This is a genomic window from Pseudonocardia ammonioxydans, from assembly GCF_900115005.1.
Classification (GTDB): Bacteria; Actinomycetota; Actinomycetes; order Mycobacteriales; family Pseudonocardiaceae; genus Pseudonocardia; species Pseudonocardia ammonioxydans.
In genome coordinates this window covers 44,903-66,066 of the sequence record NZ_FOUY01000024.1, presented here as the reverse complement: position 1 = coordinate 66,066, position 21,164 = coordinate 44,903, and the positions used below count along the sequence as shown (strand labels likewise).

Annotated in this window: 18 protein-coding genes; 12 read left to right on the top strand and 6 right to left on the bottom strand. The window is 74.0% G+C overall.

The features are described from left to right. Positions 1 to 27 precede the first annotated feature (27 nt). Complete coding sequence (gene rimI / locus BM093_RS21745; protein WP_093347919.1) at positions 28 to 495, top strand: ribosomal protein S18-alanine N-acetyltransferase; 468 nt, start codon at positions 28 to 30, stop codon at positions 493 to 495. Positions 496 to 522: 27 nt separating this feature from the next. Here the strand turns inward: rimI and BM093_RS21740 are convergent, their stop codons facing one another. After that, the gene (locus BM093_RS21740; protein WP_093347916.1) at positions 523 to 1,773 is read right to left on the bottom strand and encodes an aminotransferase family protein; all 1,251 of its coding nucleotides are present in this window, start codon (positions 1,771 to 1,773) and stop codon (positions 523 to 525) included. An 84-nt stretch (positions 1,774 to 1,857) separates the two neighbouring features. Between BM093_RS21740 and BM093_RS21735 the strand changes: the two genes are divergently transcribed. Next, entirely contained in the window at positions 1,858 to 3,321 is a 1,464-nt protein-coding gene (locus BM093_RS21735) for a PucR family transcriptional regulator (protein ID WP_093347912.1), read from the top strand. A gap of 67 nt (positions 3,322 to 3,388) precedes the next feature. On the opposite strand, the gene BM093_RS21730 is transcribed toward BM093_RS21735, so the two are convergent. Continuing rightward, positions 3,389 to 5,365 carry a hydantoinase B/oxoprolinase family protein gene (locus tag BM093_RS21730; protein WP_093347909.1) on the bottom strand — a complete coding sequence of 659 codons (1,977 nt, stop codon included), beginning with the start codon at positions 5,363 to 5,365 and terminating at the stop codon, positions 3,389 to 3,391. Next, positions 5,362 to 7,401 carry a hydantoinase/oxoprolinase family protein gene (locus tag BM093_RS21725; protein WP_093347906.1) on the bottom strand — a complete coding sequence of 680 codons (2,040 nt, stop codon included), beginning with the start codon at positions 7,399 to 7,401 and terminating at the stop codon, positions 5,362 to 5,364. Before BM093_RS21725 ends, BM093_RS21730 begins: the two co-directional genes overlap by 4 nt. A 127-nt stretch (positions 7,402 to 7,528) precedes the next feature. On the opposite strand from BM093_RS21725, the gene BM093_RS21720 reads away from it, so the two are divergent. Beyond that, positions 7,529 to 9,136: a PucR family transcriptional regulator gene (locus BM093_RS21720; RefSeq protein ID WP_093347903.1), complete on the top strand. Its 1,608-nt coding sequence runs from the start codon at positions 7,529 to 7,531 to the stop codon at positions 9,134 to 9,136. Here the strand turns inward: BM093_RS21720 and BM093_RS21715 are convergent. After that, positions 9,075 to 9,986: an aldo/keto reductase gene (locus BM093_RS21715; protein WP_093347900.1), complete on the bottom strand. Its 912-nt coding sequence runs from the start codon at positions 9,984 to 9,986 to the stop codon at positions 9,075 to 9,077. The two genes, BM093_RS21720 and BM093_RS21715, sit on opposite strands and share 62 nt — an antisense overlap. A gap of 78 nt (positions 9,987 to 10,064) precedes the next feature. On the opposite strand from BM093_RS21715, the gene BM093_RS21710 reads away from it, so the two are divergent. From BM093_RS21710 to groL, 3 genes are all read left to right on the top strand, one after another. After that, positions 10,065 to 10,514: a hypothetical protein gene (locus BM093_RS21710; RefSeq protein ID WP_143105472.1), complete on the top strand. Its 450-nt coding sequence runs from the start codon at positions 10,065 to 10,067 to the stop codon at positions 10,512 to 10,514. 166 nt (positions 10,515 to 10,680) lie between these two features. Further along, entirely contained in the window at positions 10,681 to 10,971 is a 291-nt protein-coding gene (gene groES / locus BM093_RS21705; RefSeq protein ID WP_010225616.1) for a co-chaperone GroES, read from the top strand. Between the two features lie 120 nt (positions 10,972 to 11,091). Continuing rightward, entirely contained in the window at positions 11,092 to 12,714 is a 1,623-nt protein-coding gene (gene groL / locus BM093_RS21700; RefSeq protein ID WP_093347892.1) for a chaperonin GroEL, read from the top strand. Between the two features lie 99 nt (positions 12,715 to 12,813). Here groL and BM093_RS21695 read toward each other — a convergent pair whose 3' ends face one another. After that, complete coding sequence (locus BM093_RS21695) at positions 12,814 to 13,155, bottom strand: WhiB family transcriptional regulator (RefSeq protein WP_093347889.1); 342 nt, start codon at positions 13,153 to 13,155, stop codon at positions 12,814 to 12,816. 87 nt (positions 13,156 to 13,242) lie between these two features. On the opposite strand from BM093_RS21695, the gene BM093_RS21690 reads away from it, so the two are divergent. From BM093_RS21690 to BM093_RS21675, 4 genes are all read left to right on the top strand, one after another. Further along, complete coding sequence (locus tag BM093_RS21690; RefSeq protein WP_143105471.1) at positions 13,243 to 14,355, top strand: hypothetical protein; 1,113 nt, start codon at positions 13,243 to 13,245, stop codon at positions 14,353 to 14,355. 201 nt (positions 14,356 to 14,556) lie between these two features. Then, complete coding sequence (locus BM093_RS21685) at positions 14,557 to 15,153, top strand: response regulator transcription factor (protein ID WP_010225624.1); 597 nt, start codon at positions 14,557 to 14,559, stop codon at positions 15,151 to 15,153. A 737-nt stretch (positions 15,154 to 15,890) separates the two neighbouring features. After that, positions 15,891 to 16,466, top strand: coding sequence for a sigma-70 family RNA polymerase sigma factor (locus tag BM093_RS21680; RefSeq protein WP_093347881.1), 576 nt, complete (start codon positions 15,891 to 15,893; stop codon positions 16,464 to 16,466). Next, positions 16,459 to 17,721, top strand: a complete 1,263-nt coding sequence (locus BM093_RS21675) for an anti-sigma-D factor RsdA (protein ID WP_093347878.1) — start codon at positions 16,459 to 16,461, stop codon at positions 17,719 to 17,721. The genes BM093_RS21680 and BM093_RS21675 overlap by 8 nt, the downstream gene beginning before the upstream one ends. Positions 17,722 to 17,841: 120 nt before the next feature. Here BM093_RS21675 and BM093_RS21670 read toward each other — a convergent pair whose 3' ends face one another. Continuing rightward, entirely contained in the window at positions 17,842 to 18,255 is a 414-nt protein-coding gene (locus BM093_RS21670) for a DUF5319 domain-containing protein (protein WP_245773692.1), read from the bottom strand. 70 nt (positions 18,256 to 18,325) lie between these two features. Between BM093_RS21670 and guaB the strand changes: the two genes are divergently transcribed. Together guaB and BM093_RS21660 are read left to right on the top strand one after the other, a co-directional pair. Continuing rightward, positions 18,326 to 19,837 carry an IMP dehydrogenase gene (guaB, locus tag BM093_RS21665; protein ID WP_093347872.1) on the top strand — a complete coding sequence of 504 codons (1,512 nt, stop codon included), beginning with the start codon at positions 18,326 to 18,328 and terminating at the stop codon, positions 19,835 to 19,837. A gap of 64 nt (positions 19,838 to 19,901) precedes the next feature. Further along, complete coding sequence (locus BM093_RS21660; RefSeq protein WP_093347869.1) at positions 19,902 to 21,047, top strand: GuaB3 family IMP dehydrogenase-related protein; 1,146 nt, start codon at positions 19,902 to 19,904, stop codon at positions 21,045 to 21,047. Positions 21,048 to 21,164: the final 117 nt, after the last annotated feature.

Here is a 21,164-nt window from a genome sequence, read left to right as displayed (position 1 = left end):
GGCGAGCACCGGAGGGGAGGAGGGCCGATGAGCACGTCGGTCACGATCGGCCCGCTCTACCGGGCCGACGCCGAGCGGTGTTCCGCGCTGGAGGAGCGGCTGTTCCCCGGCGACGACCCGTGGAGCCCGCAGGCGTTCCGCGACGCCGTCACCTCCGGGCAGCTCTACCTCGCGGCCCGCGTGCGGGGCGAGCTCGTCGGGTACGCGGGCCTGGCCGTCGTCGCCGGGCCGCCGCAGGCCGAGGCCGAGGTGCACACGATCGGCGTCGACCCGGACTGGCAGGGGCACGGGATCGGGCGCGCGCTGCTCGCGAAGCTCCTCGAGGCCGCCGACCAGCTGCAGGCCACCGTGTTCCTCGAGGTCCGGACGGACAACGAGCCCGCCCGGACGCTCTACGAGTCGTGCGGCTTCACCGTGGTCGGGGTCCGGAAGCGGTACTACCGGCCCTCCGGTGCGGACGCGCACACCATGCGGCGCGACCGGGTCGCCCGGTAGTTCCCCGGACACCCGGGCCCTGCGAGGTCAGAGGGCCGCCGCGACGTCGTCCAGCCCGGCCCGGGTGGCCTCGGCCAGCAGGTCGAGGTGCTCGGCCGTGACCGTCAGCGGCGGCGAGTACCCGATCGCCGAACCCATCGGACGGATCAGCACGCCGCGCTCCCGGGCCGCGCGGAACACCCGCTGCGGCAGGTCGGGGGTCGCGGCGAGCCGCTCCGGGTCGAGGGCCAGCGCACCGAGCACGCCGACCCCGCCCCGGGCGTGGGCGACGAGCGGGTGATCGGCGATGCCCTGCAGGCGCTCGAGCAGCTGCGGTGCGAGCGCGTCCGCCCGCTCCAGCAGGCCCTCGCGTTCCATCAGCGCGATCGTCGCCGACCCGGCGGCGCAGGCGGCCGGGTGGCCGGCGTAGGTCTGGCCGTGCCGGAACACCCGTCCGGGCTCGTCCCAGAACGGGGCCGCGACCCGCCCGGACGCGACGATCCCGCCGAGCGGCTGGTACCCGGAGGTCACGCCCTTGGCGAAGACGGCGATGTCCGGGCGCACCCCGAACTTCTCGATCCCGAACCAGTTCCCGAGCCGGCCGAACCCGCAGATGACGGCGTCGGCGACGAACAGCACCCCGTGCCGGCGGCAGACCTCGGCGGCCGCCTCGATGTAGCCCTCCGGGGGCGGGAGCACGCCACCGGCGCCGATCACCGGCTCGCAGAAGAACGCCGCGACCCGCTCCGGGCCGACGTCGACGATCGCCTTCTCCAGGCCGGCCGCGTCGTCCCACGGGGTCTGCACGACGTCCGGCGTGAACGGCGCGCCGAGGCGGTTGCCGGGGATGCCGGCCAGCGAGGTGCCCAGCCCGTGCGTGCCGTGGTAACTGTGCTCGCGGTGCAGCAGCACGGTGCGCTGCGGCTCCCCGACGGCGGCGAAGTACTCACGGGCGAGCTTGGCCGCGGTCTCGATCGAGTCGCCGCCGCCGCTGGTGAAGAACACCTTGCCGCCGTCGAGCGGGGCACGGGCGGCGATCTCGTCGGCGAGGCGCAGCGCCGGCTCGTTGGCGAAGTCGGTGAACGTGGAGTAGGCCTCGAGCTCGTACATCTGGGCGGCGACGGCGTCGACGATCTCGCGCCGGCCGTGGCCGACGTTGGCGTACCAGAGGCTGGCCGTGGCGTCGAGGTAGCGGGTACCGGCGTCGTCGAAGACCCAGACGTCCTCGCCACGGGTGATCGTCACCGTGGAGTCGCGGACCGAGTGCATGGCGGCGAAGGGATGCCAGAAGGCAGACATCCGCTCACGGTAGGCCCGCAGGCACCCCCTGCCGTCCGGGCGCATCCACAACGGTGCCGATGAGCATTGTGTTATCCACAACCCATGGAGCTGGACGATCTGCTCGACCGCGGGGAGCTGGGGCTCGCGCCGGTGGTGGCCGGGCGACGGGTGCCGGTGCTCGGGGCGCACGTCGTCGAGATCGACCAGCCGACGCGCTGGGTGCCGCCGGGCTGGGTGCTGCTGACGACCGGGCTGCGGCTCGCCGGCCCCGGGCCGTGCCGGGAGCTGGTCACGGAGCTGGCCGCCGGCGGGGTGGCCGCGCTCGGGTTCGGCGTCGGGATCGTGCACGACGACGTGCCGCCCGGCCTGGTCGACGAGGCCCGCCGCCGGGACCTGCCGCTGTTCACGGTGCCGGAGGCCACCCCGTTCCGGGAGATCGTCCGCGCGGTCGACGCCACCCTGCTCGACCGCGACCTGGACGCGTTCCGCCGGGCCGCCGCGATCACCGACGCCCTCACCGCGCTGCTCGGCGGCCCGGACCCGGCGACGGCGCTGGTGCACGGGCTGGCCCGGGTGCTGCGCTGCGGGGTGGCGTTGCACCGGCCGGACGGCTCGGTGCTGGCCGCCGACCCGGGGTCCGGACAGCGGGGTGCGGCCGAGCGCTGGACCCGGTTCCGGGCGCTGCCCGTCACCGGCCCGCCGGTGGAGGTGGTGGACGCCGACGGGCTGTTCGCCGCCGCCGTCCGGCCCGGCGGTGAGCTGCGGTCCTGGGTGCTCGCCGGGGTGTCGCGCGGTTCGGTGCCGGTGCCGTTGATCGTGCGTGCGGTGACGTTGGTGTCGCGCCTGCTGGGTGGGCTGGCCGCGGCGGGGGACGAGGACGCCGCGCGCCGGCGCCGGCTCCGGGCCGCCGAGCTGCGGCGGCTGGTCGGCGTCGGCACCGCGGGCGTGCCCGATGCCCGGACATCGAGCGCCGGCCGGGAGGACGCGGGGCCCGCCCGCCCCGCCGCCGACGCGGGCCCGGCTCCCGATCGGGCCCGGGTGGTCGCGGTCCTGGCACCCGAGGCCGGCCTGCCCGAGGCCGAGCGAGTGCTCGACACGCTGCACGCGCCCTACCTGCTCGGCGAGCTCGACGGCGCGGTGGTCGCGCTGGTCGAGGCCGTTCCGGAGATGCTCCCGGTCGCGGGGAGCTCGGCCGTCCCGCCCGGTGCGCCGCTCGGTCCGGCCTACCGCAACGCCCGCCTCGCCGCCCGCCGTGCGGCCCTCACCGGGGGCGGACCGGTCCGGGCCGAGGACCTCCCCGTGCTGGACCGGATGGTCGCCGAGGTCGGCGCGGAGCGGGCCCGCGAGCTCGCCGGGGACTTCCTCGGGCCGCTGGACGCCACCCTGGTGGCCACGCTGCGGGCCTGGCTCGCGCACCGGCAGGACGTGCCCGCGACGGCGCGGGCGCTGCACGTCCACGACAACAGCGTCCGGCACCGTCTGGGCCGGGTACGGGCACGCGTCGGCGACCTGCGTGACCCGTCGGTGCTGGCCGGCGTCTACCTGGCCCTGCTCACCGACGAGTGATCACGGATCCGGCGTCGAGACGGCCACGGATGACCGCTTTCCCGCCGGATCCGTGATCGCACCGGGATCAGGTCCAGTGCTCGACCGACCGCCGCCGCAGCAGCTCCCGGTACTCGCGGGTGGTGTCGGGGTGCAGCTCGCCGGTGCCCCAGTCGACCAGCACGCCGTAGCGGCGCACCAGGTCGGCGGTGTCGAGCTCGCCTGCCCGGTACCGGCGCGCGACCTCCTCGGGGTCGGCCTCGAGCCACCCGCGCCGCTCCGCGCGGATCCGGTCGCGCGCCGTGTCCGTGCCCGCCACGTCGATCTCGTAGGAGTCGAGCTCCGGGTCGATCGGCCGGATCACCACGCCGTAGTCGCGCTGCGCCCCGTCGAGGGTCACATAGCCGTCGATCACGTCCTCCAGCACGGCGGCCGGGTCCCGGGTCAGCGGGTCCCCCTTCCCACCGCCGCCCGCCGACGGCCGGGTGAACGTGTCCCCGGGCCCGACCTTGACCCCGGAGAACGTCGCCCCGAGGAACCGGGCGTCGTCGGTGTCGCGGTTGAGCCACACCCCGTGCGGGACCGACGGCAGCCCGCCCTCGATCCCCCAGGTGATCGAGCGCGCCCGGTCACAGCAGTAGGACATGACGGTGCCGGTGCAGTCGGTGAGCGTGCCGCCCTTCTCCAGGCCGCACCCGCCGCGGTGCCGGCCCGGGCCACCGGAGTCGGGCACGATCCGGTGCTCGGTGATGAGCACGGGGGAGAGCCGTTCCTGGCCCTCGACCGGTTGCACGGCCAGGCCCGGACCGAACACGGGCGAGGAGGCGTTGGGCCCGTCCTTGGTCGCCCGGGCGCCCCAGCCACCGGCCATCCAGTCGTACCACATGAAGAACGGGCGGTCGGCCGTCCGGACGTCGCGACCGCCGATGAGCAGGTACTCCAGGTTGAACGCGCACGCCATGGCCCGCTCCGGCATGACCGCCGACCACATCTCGAACAGCCCGTTCATCAGCTTCTCGTACGGGCCCGAGCAGAACCCGGTGACCGCGTACGGCCAGCCCGCGTTGACCACCGTCCCCTCCGGACCGATGTCGCCGCGCACGACGCGGTAGAAGCCCGAGTTCAGCGGGACCTCCGGGAAGAACGTCTTGGTGCCCGCGTAGAGCGCGGAGAACGTCGTCCCGTAGCCGGAGTTCAGGAACGTCGAGACCACCGGCGCGCTGCCGCCCAGGTCGTAGAACACGCCGTCGGCGTCGATGGTCATCCGGATCCGCACCGGGATCAGGCCCTCGCCGGCGCCGGGGTCGGCGTCGAGGTGGTCGACGGTCTCCCAGGTCCCGGTGGGCAGCTCGGCCAGCCGGGCCCGCACGAGCCGCTCGACGTAGTCCTGCACGCCGGTCATGGCGGCGACGACCGTGTCGCGGCCGTAGCGCTCGACCAGGCGCAGCACCTCGCGCTCGCACACCGAGGTGGCCTCGGCCTGCGCGTTGAGGTCACCCATGCTGCTGTAGGGCGAGCGGGTGTTGGACACGAGCAGCTGCGCGACGTCGTCGAGCCGGGTGCCGCGGCGCCAGATCCGCACCGGCGGGATCCGCAGCCCCTCCCCGAAGTGCTCGCCGGCGTTGACGTCGAACGACCCGGGCACCGACCCGCCGATGTCGGCCCAGTGGCCCTTGTTCTGGGCGTAGCCGATGATCTCGTCGCCGACGAAGATCGGGCGGATGAAGCTGACGTCGTTGAAGTGGGTGCCGCCGCGGTAGGGGTCGTTGACGGCGAAGACGTCGCCGGGGTGGATGTCGTCGCCGAACTGCTCGAGCACCGCCTTGCACTGGAAGTGCAGCGTGCCGACGTGCACGGCGATGTCCTCGCTGCCCTGCATGACGGTGTTGCCCTCGGCGTCGCACAGTGCCGAGGAGAAGTCGCGGGCGTAGATGACGAACGAGTAGCAGGTCCGCATGATCTGCTCGCTCATCAGGTCGACGGCGGTGACGAAGGCGTTCTTGAGCACCTCGAAGGTCACCGGGTCGAGCCCGGCCGGGGTCGGCGTGGTGGGCGTCTCGGTCATCGGGTCCCTCCCGCGATCCGGATACGGATGTTGAGCCACTCGTCGACCTCGGCCCGGCAGCCGGGCGGCACGAGCGCGGTCGAGTCGAGCTGTTCGACGACGGCCGGTCCGTCGAACGCGTGCCCGGACCGCAGGTCCGCCCGGTCGTACACCGCGGTGTCGAGCCAGCCGTCCCCGGAGAAGCGCACCGGGCGGCGCCGTGCCGGGGCCGGCTCGCCGCCCGCGGCCGGGCGGGCCGGGAACGAGGGTTTCGGCGTCGTGCCGATCGCGGTGAGTCCCAGCTGGTAGATCTCGACCGGGGTGTCGTCGCGGCGGAACGCGTGCTCGCGCTCGTGCTGCTCGTGGAACCGTTCGACGGCCTCGTCCAGCGCGCCCGGGCCGTGCCCGCAGTCGACCTGCAGCGACCGCCACTGGCCGAGGTAGCGCATCGACACGGCCCGTTGCAGGACGACGTCGCCGTCGGCGACCCCTTCGGCCCGCATCCGGGCCGCGGCCTCGGACTCCAGCCCGCCGAACGCGTCCTCGACGTCGGCGACGTCGATCTCGTCGGCCCGCCCGCCGAACATCGCGGACAGGTCGTGCCGGATGTCGACGAGCAGGCAGCCCAGCGCCGACGTGACGCCCGGGTTGGGCGGCACGATCACGGTCGGGATGCTCAGCTCGCGGGCGATGTCGGCGCCGTGCAGGCCGCCCGCCCCACCGAACGCGATCAGGGCGAACTCGCGCGGGTCGAGGCCCCGGCGGATCGAGATCAGCCGGACGGCGTCGGCCATGTTGGCGTTCGCGACCTCCAGCACCGCCTCGGCCGCCCGGTCCACGTCGAGCCCGAGCGGGTCGGCGACGGTGCTGCGCAGCGCCTTCTCCGCCAGGTCGCGGCGCAGCTGCTTCGCCCCGCCGGCGAGGGTGTCGCCGAGCCGGCCCAGGTACATGTTCGCGTCGGAGTTGGTGGCGAGCTCACCGCCGCCGTCGTAGCAGGCCGGGCCGGGGTCGGCGCCGGCCGACTGCGGCCCGTTGCGCAGCGAGCCGGCGTCGTCGATGTGGGCGATCGAGCCGCCGCCCGCGCCGATCGTCAGGACCTCGATCGAGGGGAAGATGATCGGGTGGCCGTACTCGACGGACCACTCCTTGGTCATCCGCAGCGTGCCGCCGTGCACCAGCGACAGATCGGTGCTCGTCCCGCCCATGTCCAGGCCGATGGCGTCGGCGAACCCGCACTGGGCCGCGACGTGCCGGGCGGCGATCGCCCCCGCGGCGATCCCGCTCGCCGCGAGCCGGACCGGGTAGCGCTCGACGGTGCGCGGGGTCATCGACCCGCCGCCGGAGTGCAGCAGCAGCAGGTCCTCGGTGTAGCCGCCCGCGCGCAGCTCCTCGGCCAGCCGGCCGACGTAGCCGCTGACCAGCGGGGCCAGCACCGCGTTGGCGACGGTGGTGGTGAACCGGGCGTGCTCGAAGATCTCCGGGAGGATCTCCGCGCTGGTCGAGACCGAGGTCCCGGGCAGCTCCTCCTCGAGGATCTCGCGCATCCGGATCTCGTGCGCCGGGTTGGCGTAGGAGTTCACGAAGCAGACCGCCACGGTCTGGGCGCCGCGCCGGCGCAGCAGCCGGGCGAGCTCGCGCGCCGCGTCCTCGTCCAGCGGGCTCACCACCCGTCCGGCCTGGTCGATCCGCTCCGGCACCTCGAACCGGTCACGGCGCCGGATGTAGGGCGGGGCGACGTCGGCGTAGGCGTCCCAGAGGTCGTCGCGGGTGCCGTCGCGGATCTCGACGACGTCCCGGAAGCCGCGGGTGGTGACCATCGCCGCGGGCCGGAAGCTGCGGGTGATCAGGGCGTTCGTCGCGACCGTGGTGCCGTGCGAGAACAGCGAGACCCGGCGCAGGTCGATGTCGCCGCGGGTGACGCCGTCGAGCACCGCCCGCATCGGGTCGTCCGGTGTGGACGGGACCTTGGTGACCCGCACGTCGTGGCCGGCCTCGTCGAACACACAGACGTCGGTGAAGGTCCCCCCGACGTCGATCGCAACCCGTTGCCTGGTCATGGGGCCTCCGTCGCTGTCCGGTCGTCGGTGACGGGGCCCACTCTGACGAGGGTCCTTCCCGGCCGTCACTGTCGGATCTACAGTCCGGGCCACGGATCGTTGTCCGTACAGACGAAGGAGTGGGCCGGTGCCGGATGGCCTGACCCTGCGCGCCCTGGTCGACGAGCCCGGGCTCGGCCTGACCCCGCTCGACGACGCCGGGCTGGACGTCGCGGTACGCGGCGCGCACTCGATCGAGATCGCCGACGCCGCCCGGTGGCTCCGCCCCGGCAGCCTGATGCTCACGACCGGGCTGCGGCTCGCGGCGGCGGGGCCGGAGGACCCCGGGTGGGACGCGCTCGTGGAGTCGCTGGCCGCGGCCCGGATCGCCGCCGTGCTGTTCGGGACCGGGATCGTGTTCGACGAGGTGCCGTCCGGGCTGCGCCGTGCGGCCCGGGCCCACGGCATCCCGGTGCTCGCGGTCGCCCCCGAGGTCCCGTTCGCGCGGATCGAGGAGGCGGTGACCCGCGGCGTCCTGGCCGGTGAGACCTACCTGCTGCGCCGGACGGTGTGGCTGCAGGACGACCTGCTCGGCGCGCTCGTGTCCACCGATCCGACCGGCACGCTGATGGTCCGGCTCGGCGCGCTCGCCCGGGGCGCCGCGGCGCTGTTCGACGCGTCCGGGCGCACCGTCGCCGCCACCGGTCCCGCCCCGTTCCGCCTGATCGCCGACGAGCTCGCCCGTGCCGGGCCCGCGTTCACCGTCGGTCGCTGGGAGGTCCGGCACCGGTCGTTGCGGATCGGCCCCGCGGACTACGACCTGGTGATCGCCTCCCGGGAGTCCCGGGTGCTCGACGACCTGGGTGAGGACCTGCTCCGCACCGCCGCGCGGGTGCTCGCCGCGGCGAACAGCGTCCGGGTGCTGACCGCTGATCAGGAGCGGCGCGAGGCCGGGCGGCTGCTCTCGGAGCTGCTCGCCGGGCTCCCGGCATCGCGGGTCCGGCAGACGTGGGAGCGCTTGCGCGCCTTCGGGTTCCGCCCGGGCGAGCCGCTGCGGATGGTGCGCTGGGACGCTCCCGAACCGCCCCGGCCCGGTCGCGACCACCGCGTCGCGGGCGACGAGCCGCCCCGGCTGCTCGTGCTGGAGGACCCGGACCCGGGTGTGGCCGGGATCAGCGCGAGCGCGCTGCTGGTGGACGACGGGCCCGGCGCCCACTGGCTGGACTCGGCGGCGACGAGCGGGACGGTCGGGACGAGCGGGCCGTTCACCGACCTGACCGGCTGCCCGGAGCGGGCCGAGGAGGCCGGCACGGCGCACCGGATCGCCGCCCGTGGCTCCGGCCCCGCCGGTACCGGCGCCGGTGGCGGTGCGCTGGTCCGGCTCGACGAGGTCGACTACGCGACCTGGCTGTCCGCGACCCGGGCCGGCGACCCGCGCGCGGCCGACCGGTTCGAGCGGCAGTTCGGCGAGCTGGCCCGCGCGCCGGACCTGCTGGACACGGTCGTCGCCTACCTGGCCTGCGACCAGGACGTCGGTGCGGCCGGGCGCAGGCTGGTGGTGCACCCGAACACGGTCCGCTACCGGCTGCGCAAGGTCGAGGCGCTGCTCGGGGCCCGGATCGGGGCCGCGGCGACCGTCGCGAACCTCTACCTCGCGTTCCGCGACGAGGTGGAGCGGGCCCGCGCCGGGCAGGTCAGCCCGTCGCCGACAGGTACGACAGCAGTCGCAGCTCGTCGTCGGTCAGCGCGAGGGTGAGCATCGGCAGCAGCTGCTCCAGCTGGTGCGGGGTGCGCCCGCTGGCGATCGGCGCGGTGACCGGCCGCTGGGCCGCCAGCCAGGTCATCGCGACCGCCGGCACCGGGACGCCGTGGCCTGCGGCGATCTCGTCCAGCCCGGCCAGCACCGCCCGCCCGCGCGAGTCCAGGTAGGCCGCGGCCCCCTCGGCCCGCGGGCCCTCCGGCGCGGGCGAGTCCGGGCGGTACTTGCCGGTCAGGAAGCCCTTGGCCAGCCCGTAGTACGGGTACACGGCCAGCCCCTCGGACTCGGCCAGCGGGGCCAGGGCCGCCTCGAAGTCGTCGCGTTCCATCAGGTTGTAGTGCGGCTGGAGCGCGGTGAACGCGGTCAGTCCGTCCCGGCCGGAGATCTCCAGCGCCGAGCGCAGTCGCTCCGCGGAGAAGTTCGACGCGCCGATCTCGCGGACCAGGCCCTCGCGGACCAGGGCGTCGAACGCGTCGAGGGACTCCTCCTGCGCGGTGTCCGGGTCGTCGCGGTGGGCGTAGTAGAGGTCGATCCGGTCGGTGCCCAGCCGGCGCAGCGAGTCCCGGGCGGCGGCGGCGATGTTCTCCCCGCCCAGGCCCTTCCGGCCGGGCAGGGACCCGACCTTGGTCGCGAGGTGCAGGGCGTCCCGGTTGCCCCGGGCCGCCATCCACTCGCCCAGGATCGTCTCCGACTCGCCGCCGGAGTTGCCCGGTGCGCGGTACATGTAGGAGTCCGCGGTGTCGATCTTCGTCCCGCCGGCGGCGACGAACGCGTCGAGGATCGCGAACGAGGTGTCCCTGTCCGCCGTCCAGCCGAAGACGTTCGCGCCCAGTACCAGGTCAGCCACGGTCGGCGACGCTACCGGGCGCGGTCGCCCGCCTGCCCCGGGAGGGTTGGTTCGGCGCGTGCAGGGGTAGTGCTCCCCGTGCACGCAGCCGGCCCGCCGAGCCCGTCCCCGTCCGGTCCGTTCCGACCGGGTGCGGTCCTGCCGAGCGCGATCCTGCTGTGGGACGCGGCGGAGGTGGCCGACCCGCCCGCCGCGCCATGCTGCCTGCGGACGACGGCCGCCGGGGACCGGGTGGTCGTCTACCGCACCGGTCCGGGCGGTGGCGTCGAGGCACTCGCGGACGTGCTCGCCGACGCCCGTCCCCGTGCGGACGGGGGATGGTGGGCACCGCTGCGGGTGCACCGGCTGACGGTGCCGGTGCTCCGGCAGGAGCTGCTCGCCGACGAGGTGCTCGCCCCGGTGTTCCGGCATCTGCGCGGCCGCAGGCGGCTCCCGGTGGATCCGGCGCGACGGCTGCGCGACCTGATCGGGGGCGGCGACGCGTGCGCTCCGGGAACGCCCGGGACTCGCCGGAGCGGAACTGGTTGAGGCCCCGCTCTCCTTCTGGCACTCTCATGGGTAGAGTGCCAAAGCGCGCAACCGAGACCATCGCCCCGGCACCCGCGACGGCGGGGCGCAGGTCGCACGCGAGCGCTGCTGACACCGGACAGAACCCGTGATACCGGATTCACCCCAGGAAGGGGAGGTCATCGTCGTGGCGAACATCAAGCCGCTCGAGGACAAGATCGTCGTCCAGGCCAGCGAGGCGGAGACCACCACCGCCTCCGGCATCGTCATCCCGGACACCGCCAAGGAGAAGCCCCAGGAGGGCAAGGTCCTGGCCGTGGGCCCGGGCCGGGTCGACGACAACGGGAACCGCGTGCCGCTCGACGTGGCCGTGGGCGATGTCGTCATCTACTCGAAGTACGGCGGCACCGAGGTCAAGTACAACGGCGAGGAGTACCTGATCCTCTCCGCCCGCGACGTGCTGGCCGTCGTCAACTGACGCCGAGCATCGCGTGACGCGTACCGCCCCGGGCGGTCCACCGGACGGGTGGTCCGGCCGGGGCGGTCGCGTTTCACCCGGTTTCCCCCGAGAGACCCACGAGAGGCAGCGAGAACGAACATGGCGAAGCAGATCAGCTTCGACGAGCAGACCCGTCGCGCGCTCGAGCGCGGCGTGAACCAGCTCGCGGACGCCGTGAAGGTGACGCTCGGCCCGCGCGGCCGGCACGTCGTCATCGACAAGAAGTTCGGCGGGCCGACCGTCACCAACGACGGTGTGACCATCGCCCGCGAGGTCGACCTCGAGGACCCGTACGAGAACCTCGGCGCCCAGCTGGCGAAGACCGTCGCGACCAAGACCAACGACGTCGCGGGCGACGGCACCACCACCGCGACCGTGCTGGCCCAGGCCCTGGTCAAGGAGGGCCTGCGCAACGTGGCCGCCGGCGCCGCCCCGGCCGCGCTGGGACAGGGCATCGCCGAGGCCGCCAAGAAGGTCTCCGACGTCCTGCTCTCCAAGGCGACCCCGGTCGACGCGGGCAGCCACATCGCCCAGGTCGGTGCGATCGCCTCCCGCGAGCAGGAGATCGGCGACCTGATCGCCCAGGCGATCCAGACCGTCGGCAACGACGGCGTGATCACCGTCGAGGAGGGCTCGACCCTCGCCACCGAGCTGGAGATCACCGAGGGTCTGCAGTTCGACAAGGGCTACCTGTCGCCGTACTTCGTCACCGACTCCGAGTCGATGGAGGCGGTGCTCGAGGACGCCTACATCCTGCTGCACCGCGACAAGATCAGCTCGATCCAGGACCTGCTCCCGCTGCTGGAGAAGGTGCTCGGCGAGGGCAAGCCGCTGCTGATCATGGCCGAGGACGTCGAGGGCGAGGCGCTGTCCACCCTGGTCGTCAACTCGATCCGCAAGACCGTCAAGGTCGCCGCGGTCAAGTCGCCGTTCTTCGGTGACCGTCGCAAGGCGTTCATGGACGACCTCGCGATCGCCACCGGCGGTCAGGTCATCAACCCCGAGGTCGGCCTCAAGCTCAGCGAGGCCGGGATGGAGCTGCTGGGCCGGGCCCGCCGCGTCGTCGTCACCAAGGACAACACCACGATCGTCGAGGGCGCCGGCGCCAAGGCCGACGTCGACGGCCGCGTCGCGCAGCTCAAGCGCGAGATCGAGGAGTCCGACTCCGACTGGGACCGCGAGAAGCTCCAGGAGCGTCTGGCCAAGCTCTCCGGCGGTGTCGCGGTCATCCGGGCCGGTGCGGCCACCGAGACCGCGCTCAAGGAGCGCAAGCACCGCATCGAGGACGCCGTGTCGGCGACCCGTGCGGCCGTCGAGGAGGGCATCGTCCCCGGTGGCGGCTCCGCGCTGGTGCACGCCGCGGCCGAGCTCGAGGGCGGCCTGGGCCTGACCGGTGACGCCGCGACCGGCGTCGCGATCGTCCGCAAGGCGCTGTCGGCCCCGCTGTACTGGATCGCCGAGAACGGTGGCGACGAGGGCTCCATCGTGACCTCCCGCGTCGCCGAGAAGGGCTGGGGGACCGGGTACAACTCGGCCACCCGCACCTACGGTGACCTGGTCGCCGACGGCGTGATCGACCCGGTCAAGGTGACCCGGTCGGCCGTCGAGAACGCGGCCTCCATCGCGCGCATGGTGCTGACCACCGAGAGCGCCGTGGTGGACAAGCCCGAGGAGGAGGAGCCGGCTGCCGCCGGTGGCCACGGCCACGGGCACGGGCACTGAGCCACCCCTTCCGGCACGACGACGGCGGGCGACCTGTGGGTCGCCCGCCGTTGTGCGTTGCGTGGCAGGAGAAGGACGTGCCGGGGCCCGGGGGTCGGTTCAGGCCGAGTCCAGGGACCGGTGCACGGGCTCGGTGGTCGCGTCCCCGGCGACCTTGAGCCTGCGGCGCGGACCGCGGATGATCGTGTCGCGTTCGGACTCGGACAGCCCGCCCCAGATGCCGTACGGCTCGTGCACCGCCAGCGCGTGCTCGCGGCACTGCTGCAGGACCGGGCACGAGGCGCAGACCTGTTTGGCGCGAGCCTCCCGGCGGGCCCGCGCGGGCCCGCGCTCACCCTCGGGATGGAAGAAGAACGCGCTGTCCATCCCCCGGCAGGCTCCCTCCATCTGCCAGTCGTAGATGTCGGCGACCGGGCCGGGAAGCCTCCGGATGTCCGCCATGTTTGTCACCTGCCTTCGACCTCGACCGTGTTGTGGGCCAGATTCCCGTCGATCGACGGGCGCAAACCTGATTCGAGGTGAACGATCGTGCACGTCCGGGCGACGGTTCGCCGCCGTACCGTGGCCGCGCTGCTCGGTGGCGGCGTGACCGGCCGGGACGCGGCCCGGGCCGCGTCCTCCCCGGACCCGCGGGTGCGCTGGGCCGCGGCGGTGGCACTGGGCGGGTTCGGCCACTACGCCGCCGCGGCGGCGCTACTGGGTCCACTGTGGCGGGACCCGCGGGTGGGCGCGGCCGTGCGGGCGCACGTCGCGATCACCCGGGCGTCGCACCTGCGGCAGCTGGGCGGGCACACCGCCGCCGCCCGGCTCGACGCCGCGGCCCTGCGCCTGGCGCTGCCGTCCACACCCGGTGGGGCGGCGTGCTCTGCCGCACCGGACGACGCTGCACCGGACGACGCTGCACCGGACGACGGGGGACCGGAGGCCGGGAGCGGCCGGTGGGGGCTGGACATCGCGGCGGCCACGACGGACGCGCTGACCGGGCTCGCGGCCGACGCCCTGGGACGGTTCGACGCCGCGACGGCCGGCGTCCTGCTGGGACGGGCCGGGGCGTGGTGCGGCCCGCCGGGATCCCGGACCCGGGTCCGGCACGGCTGGGTGCGGGCCGAGACCGCGTTGGTCGCCGGCGACCCCGGTGCGGCACTCGCCGCGGCGGACGAGGCACTGGCCGGCGCGCGTGCGCTCGGGTCGCTCCGGCACGTCCTCAAGAGCCGCCTCGTGCGGGCGGTCGCCGCGGGCGTGGCCGGCGAGGACCGGGCGTCGGTGCTCGCGGAGCTGGGCACCGTCGCGGCGGACGCACTCCGGACCGGCCACCTCCCGCTGCACCGGCCGGCCCTGCTCGCCGCGGCGGACCTGGCCGGCCCGGTCCGGGCGCCCGCGGCCGGCCCGCCGCTGAACGGGGCCGGCAGTGGCCCGGATGCCGGAGAGCAGGCGGCACGAACCGGACATCCGGCCGCCGATCAGGCGACGACGCCGGGCCCGGGCCACGCGGATGCCGGGGCGCGACACGCCGGAGCGTCACGGTCGGATACGCGCAGTCGCCAAACGGATGCGGAGTGTCGCCGACATGCGGTGTTGCACACTGTGAGCGTCCTCTATACGCGAAGTGACGGGACCGGGCGCGATCTGCTGCGGGAGTAGTGCTGGAAACCGGGCTCCGACGATGTACCGTACGGACTACTCCATTCGGCGACCTTTCACCCACATGACGCTGAGTCAGGTGGGACGAGGTTCCGAACGGAGGGCACAAATTCGCCCCGACCGTGTCAAGGTGAGAGGGTCACCCGCCGATTCGGAGGGTGAATATCACCCGGCTGCAGGAAGCTGCAGGAAGGAATCGTCGTGACGACGGTACTCATCTGCGACGATCGTCGCAGCGTCCGCGAGGGTCTGACCCGCGTCATGTCCGCGGTCCCCGGGGTCCAGCGCATCGACTGCGTGGCCCACGGGGACGAGCTCCTCGCCCGCTACGCCCGCCAGTCCGTCGACGTGGTCCTGGTCGGGACCCAGCGTGCGGTGCCCACCGGTGTGGAGGCGACCCGGCGCCTGGTCGCGGCCCACCCGCAGGCCAACGTCATCGTCTTCGGTGCCCCGGACGACGCCGGCAGCATCGCCGCGGCCATCGCCGGCGGCGCCCGTGGCTACCTGCGCTGGGACGCGTCGCGCCCGGAGCTGGTCGCCGCGCTCGCGCACACCCTCGCCAGCACCTCGGTGCCGACGCCGCGGGTCCCCACCGACCCGGGGGTCCAGCTCACCGAGCGCGAGCTGCAGGTGCTGCGGGGCATGAGCCAGGGCAAGAGCAACGGCCAGATCGGCCGGGAGCTCTACCTGTCCGAGGACACGGTCAAGACCCACGCCCGCCGGCTGTTCCGCAAGCTGGGTGTGCGCGACCGTGCGCAGGCCGTGGCCCACGGCTTCCGCCGCGGACTGGTCTCCTGAGCCACCCCTTTCGGCCGCACCCGTCCCCGACAGGGGAGCCGTGCGGTCGTTTCCGCGCCTCGTGTGACCACGTCGGTGGCCGGGGCGTCGGTGGCCGGGGCGACGGACCTGCCGGGCCGAGCCGAACCCCCGCGGTTCCGTTCCGGTGCCACCCGGCCCTGCCGCTGTGCCGGTGGACGACGCCGGTCGTGCTCCCCGCGACCGGACCGTGCCGCCGGACCGTGCCACCGTACAGCGCACCATCGGCCTCCGCCACGCGTAGTGGCACCAGGGCCGTTCGGCCCTCGATCCGCCGACGTCGTCGGGCGGCGAACGGTCGCCTCCGAGCCGGGAACAGTCACCTCCCGCCACGGCCGCACCATCAGTCACTCTCGCCTCTGACGTCACACGCTTCCCCGGGATCCCGATCTCCGGCGGCGCCGAAGCGGACACCACCGGCGCCGGGCGGTCCACGACCGGCCCGACGGCGGTGACGATCCTCATGCCGCCGGCCCGGCGCGCCGCGTGCGTCCACGCGGACCGCTCGCCGACCGTGCCCGCCTGATGACCGCGCGCACCCGCGGCGACGGGCAACCCGTCGCTCCGCACGGACGTCCGACCCGGTGTGAAGCGATTCCCGGGGACGGTCGGCGCTCGGATACGGTGGACACACCGTGGTCCCACCTGCCGTCACGCGGGTTGCCTCCACGATCGGATGACACTGACGCGGACTCGTAACGCCTGGACGGTTCCCCACGATGAGTGAATCAAGAGACGTACCCGACGAGTGGATCGAAGCCGCCATGGCCGGCGACCGATCCGCGGTCGAGCGCGTTCTCACCGTGATTCGGCCCCTCGTCGTGCGCTACTGCCGCGCACGGCTCGGGGTGGATCGAGGGTCCGTCTCGGCGGACGACGTCGCTCAGGAGGTGTGTGTGGCCGTGCTCACGGCGTTGCCGGGTTATCGGGTGCAGGGCCGCCCGTTCCTCGCGTTCGTCTACGGCATCGCGTCGCACAAGGTGATCGACGCGCACCGGGCGGCGTCCCGCAACCGGTCCGAGCCCGTCGCCGACGTGCCGGAACGGATGGAGTCGGCCGACGGCCCGGAGGCCCGCGCCCTTCAGGTCGAACTGTCCGAGGAGATGTCCAGGCTGCTGGAGGTCCTCCCCGAGAAGCATCGGGAGATCATCGTGTTGCGCGTGGTCGTGGGGCTGTCCGCGGAGGAGACCGCGGCAGCCGTCGGCTCCACACCGGGCGCCGTCCGGGTGGCTCAGCACCGGGCGCTGACCCGGCTGCGGAAGATCATGAATGAGCAGGTGGTCCGGGATGCGTGACCAGGATCCGAACGGTCCGGGCGCGCCCCCACCCTCCGACGACGGGCAGGAGGGCACGCCGGCGTCGGTCACCCGCGGCCGGTTCGGCGAGCCGCGTCCGGAGCGGGGTGGCGGGGCGAACGGGCATGACTACTCCCACCACAGCGGTGCCGACGGGCGCCCGGTCGGGAACCGTCTGGACGAGGCGGACGACGAGGGCCCGGTCGACCTGGTCGAGCTGCAGGCCGACGACGAGCTGATCAACGCGCTCTCGTCCGGTCTCGGTGTCTCGGTCCCGGGCAACCGGGGGTACGACGTCGACGACCGCCTGGTCGCGATGCTGTCGTCCTGGAAGGGCGAGGTCGACCGGGACCCGGTCCCGGAGCTCGTCGGGACCGACGAGGCCGTCCAGATGCTGCAGCCGGCGAAGCCCTCGCGGAAGATCTCGTTCCTGCGGCCGCTGGTCGCCGCCGCCGCGGTGGCGGCCTGTGCCCTCGCCGTCGTCTCGATCGGCGCGCACGAGGCCCAGCCGGGCGATGCGCTGTGGGGCGTCAGCAAGGTGCTCTACAGCGAACGTGCGGACCAGGTCCAGGCCGCGACCGACCTGCGCACGGGCATCGAGCAGGTCAACGCGAAGCTCGCCGCGGGCGACATCGCGGGCGCGCAGCGGGAGCTGGCGACCCTCGGGCCGCTCGTCGACCGGACCGATCCCGACATGCGGGACGAGTTCGCCCAGCAGAACCGGTTCCTCTCGGCCAAGATCGCGGAGACCCCGCCGGGGACTCCGACCGACCCGCGGGCACCGCTGCAGGACGGCACCCCGGCCCCACCGCCCCCGACGTCCACCGAGGGCACCCCGGACCGGTCGCCGTCGCCGCAGCCCGGCTCGTCCACGCCGGGCAGCACGACCGGTGGCTCCACCGGACCCGAGGGCACCTCGCCCGGTGGCACGCCGTCGCCGGGGGGCACCTCCTCGCCGGGGGAGACCTCCCCGGGTGGCACCTCACCGTCGCCGGGCAGCACGTCGCCGGGCAGCCAGGACCCGCGGGTGCTGGGCGGCCCGGGCGGGACCACGGACCCGTCGGAGAGCACCAGCCCGTCCGGCAGCACGACGACGGCCCCGCGGCCGCCGGCGACCTCGCCGACCACCGAGGGCTCGGCCGACCCGACGACCACGACGTCGACGACACCGACGGCGTCGGGGGAGGGCACCGGCGACCCGGCCGAGCCGACGTCGTCCACCTCGACCGGTGCGGTCAGCAGCACCCCGAACTGACCCAGGCACCACCGGCAGTACGCACGATGGCAGGACGCACGACGAAGGCCCCGGAGATCACTCCGGGGCCTTCGTCTGCGTGAGGTCGTCCTGCGTGGGGCCGGTCGCGGCCCGTGACCGTCAGTTGTCGTGGTCGAGGGTCGCGTCGGCGTAGCCGCGGCAGTACTCCCACGTGACGTAGTCGGCGGGGTCCGGGTTGAAGGCCGGCTCGTGCGGGCGCATCCGCCCCTCGTCGAGCAGCTGCTGCAGGCTGGCGCGCAGCAGGTTCCACTCGTGGAAGTGCTGCTCGCCGCAGTCGGTGCAGTCCACGACGACACCCCGGATGCCGCGCCCGGACAACAGGGCCTGGTAGACGGCCAGATCGGCGAGATCGGCCAGGATCTCGCCCCGCTCGGCCTCGGTCAGCGGGGGGATCTCCGAGTCACCGGAGTCCGTCCACGCGCCCGCGCCGTGGTCGTCCAGCGCCTCCATGGAGCGCGCAGGGTCATCCGGGTCTCCGGCGAACGGGTCCGGTGGCAGCGCCTCTGGTGACACGACGTACACGGTACCCGGATGAGGGGTCGGGCCCCGGCCCACCCCGCGACGGTGGACGTACGATGGGAACATGACGAGCGAGATCGGCGGTCTGCCGGAGAAGTTCGCGACGCTCGGACTGACGTTCGACGACGTCCTGCTCCTCCCGGCGGAGTCGGACGTGATCCCGAGTTCGGCCGACACGTCCAGCCAGGTGACCCGCCGGGTCCGGGTCCAGGTGCCGCTGGTGTCCTCGCCGATGGACACGGTCACCGAGTCCCGGATGGCGATCGCCATGGCCCGGGCCGGCGGGCTGGGGGTGCTGCACCGCAACCTCGCTGCGGAGGCCCAGGCGGCCCAGGTCGAGGTCGTGAAGCGGTCCGAGGCCGGGATGGTGACCGACCCGGTGACCTGCTCGCCGGACGCGACCCTGAACGAGGTCGACGCGCTGTGCGCCAAGTACCGGATCTCCGGCGTGCCGGTGACCGACGAGGGCGGCCGGCTGGTCGGCATCATCACCAACCGGGACATGCGCTACGAGGTCGACCAGGAGCGCCCGGTCTCCGAGGTGATGACCCGTGCCCCGCTGGTGACGGCGAAGGTCGGGGTGACCGCGGAGGCCGCGCTGGGGCTGCTGCGCCGGCACAAGCTGGAGAAGCTGCCGATCGTCGACGGCGGCGACGTGCTGCGTGGGCTCATCACGATCAAGGACTTCAACAAGACCGAGCAGTACCCGTTCGCCACCAAGGACCCGGACGGTCGGCTCGTCGTCGCCGCCGCGGTCGGGGTGGGTGACGACGCCTACTCGCGGGCCATGCACCTCGTCGAGGCCGGTGTGGACGTGCTCATGGTCGACACCGCGCACGGTCACTCCCGCCGGGTGGTCGAGACGGTCGCGAAGCTGCGGGCCGAGGTCGGCGAGCAGGTCGACGTCGTCGGCGGCAACGTCGCCACCTACGAGGGCGCCAAGGCGCTCGTCGAGGCGGGCGCGGATGCGGTGAAGGTCGGTGTCGGGCCGGGCTCGATCTGCACCACCCGCGTCGTCGCCGGGGTCGGTGCCCCGCAGATCACCGCGATCTACGAGGCGACCCGGGCGTGTGCCCCGGCCGGTGTCCCGGTGATCGGTGACGGCGGCATCCAGTACTCCGGCGACGTCGCCAAGGCCATCGCGGCCGGTGCGTCGACGGTGATGCTCGGCTCGCTGCTGGCCGGTACCGCGGAGTCGCCCGGCGAGGTCGTGCTCGTCGGCGGCAAGCAGTTCAAGACCTACCGCGGCATGGGCTCGCTGGGGGCCATGCAGGGACGCGCCGGTGCGGCCGGCCGCTCGTACTCCAAGGACCGCTACGCCCAGGACGACGTGCTGTCCGAGGACAAGCTGGTCCCGGAGGGCATCGAGGGACGGATCCCGTTCCGCGGGCCGCTGTCGTCGGTGGTGCACCAGCTCGGCGGCGGGCTCCGCTCGGGCATGGGCTACGTCGGCGCGCAGACCATCACGGAGCTGCAGCAGGCGAAGCTGGTGCGGATCACCGCGGCCGGGCTGAAGGAGAGCCACCCGCACGACATCACGATGACCGTCGAGGCCCCCAACTACGCCGCCCGATAGGCGCCCGGCCCACGACGGGTGGGGCGCGACGCGTCGGCGTGAGCGCGCGGCTTAGGGTGAGGCCGTGCGTGACCTCGTGGAGATCGGGATGGGCCGGGAGGCCCGACGAGCCTACGACCTCGACCAGATCGAGATCGTGCCGTCGCGGCGGACCCGCAGTTCCAAGGCGGTGTCGACCGCGTGGCAGCTCGATGCCTACCGGTTCGACATCCCGCTGGTGACCCACCCGACGGACGCGGTCGTGTCGCCTTCGTCGGCGGTGCGGATCAGCGAGCTCGGTGGCCTGGCGGTGCTCAACGCCGAGGGCCTCTGGGCCCGGCACGGCGACGCGGAGGGCGCCCTCGCGCGGGTCGTCGAGGCCGCGACCGGCGACGAGCCCGACTCGGCGCTCGCGGTGCTGCAGGAGCTGCACCAGGCCCCGATCCGCGAGGACCTGATCGCCGAGGCGCTGCGCCCGTTGCGCGAGGGCTCGCACACGGTCGCCGCCCGGGTCAGCCCGCAGCGGGCCCGGGAGCTCACCCCCGCGCTGCTAGCCGCCGGTGTCGAGGTGCTCGTCGTGCAGGGCACGATCATCTCCGCCGAGCACGTCGGCGCGGCCTCCGAGGAGGAGTCGGCCCAGGAGCCGCTGAACCTCAAGGACTTCATCAACGACCTCGACGTCCCGGTCGTCGCCGGCGGGGTCGGGGACTACCGCACCGCGCTGCACCTCATGCGGACCGGCGCGGCCGGCGTGATCGTCGGGTACGGCCAGTCCACCGCCACCACCACCGACGAGGTGCTCGGGGTCGGCGTGCCGATGGCGACCGCGATCATCGACGCCGCCGCGGCCCGCCGCGACTACCTGGACGAGACCGGGGGGCGCTACGTCCACGTGCTCGCCGACGGCGGGATGAGCACCTCCGGCGACATCGCCCGCGCCGCGGCCTGCGGTGCCGACGCGGTGATGCTCGGTGAGCAGCTCGCGGAGGCCACCGAGTCCCCGGCCGGTGGGCTGTACTGGACCTCGTCCGCCGCGCACCCGTCGCTGCCGCGCTCGGAGGTCACCGGGCTGGTCCGGTCGGGCCGGACCCTGGAGCAGGTGCTGCTCGGGCCGACCGCGAGCCCGTACGGGACGACGAACCTGTTCGGCGCGCTGCGCCGGGCGATGGCCAAGACCGGCTACTCCGACCTGAAGGAGTTCCAGCGGGTCGGGCTGAACCTGCGGAGCTGATGCCGACCGCCCTGACCGGCGGTCATCGGGTCGCGGGAGCCGCTCAGCCTCGGGCGTTGTCGAGTCACGGAGTCGGCGCCGAAGGCGGGTCGTCGGTGGAGAGCGCGGCGGTTGAGC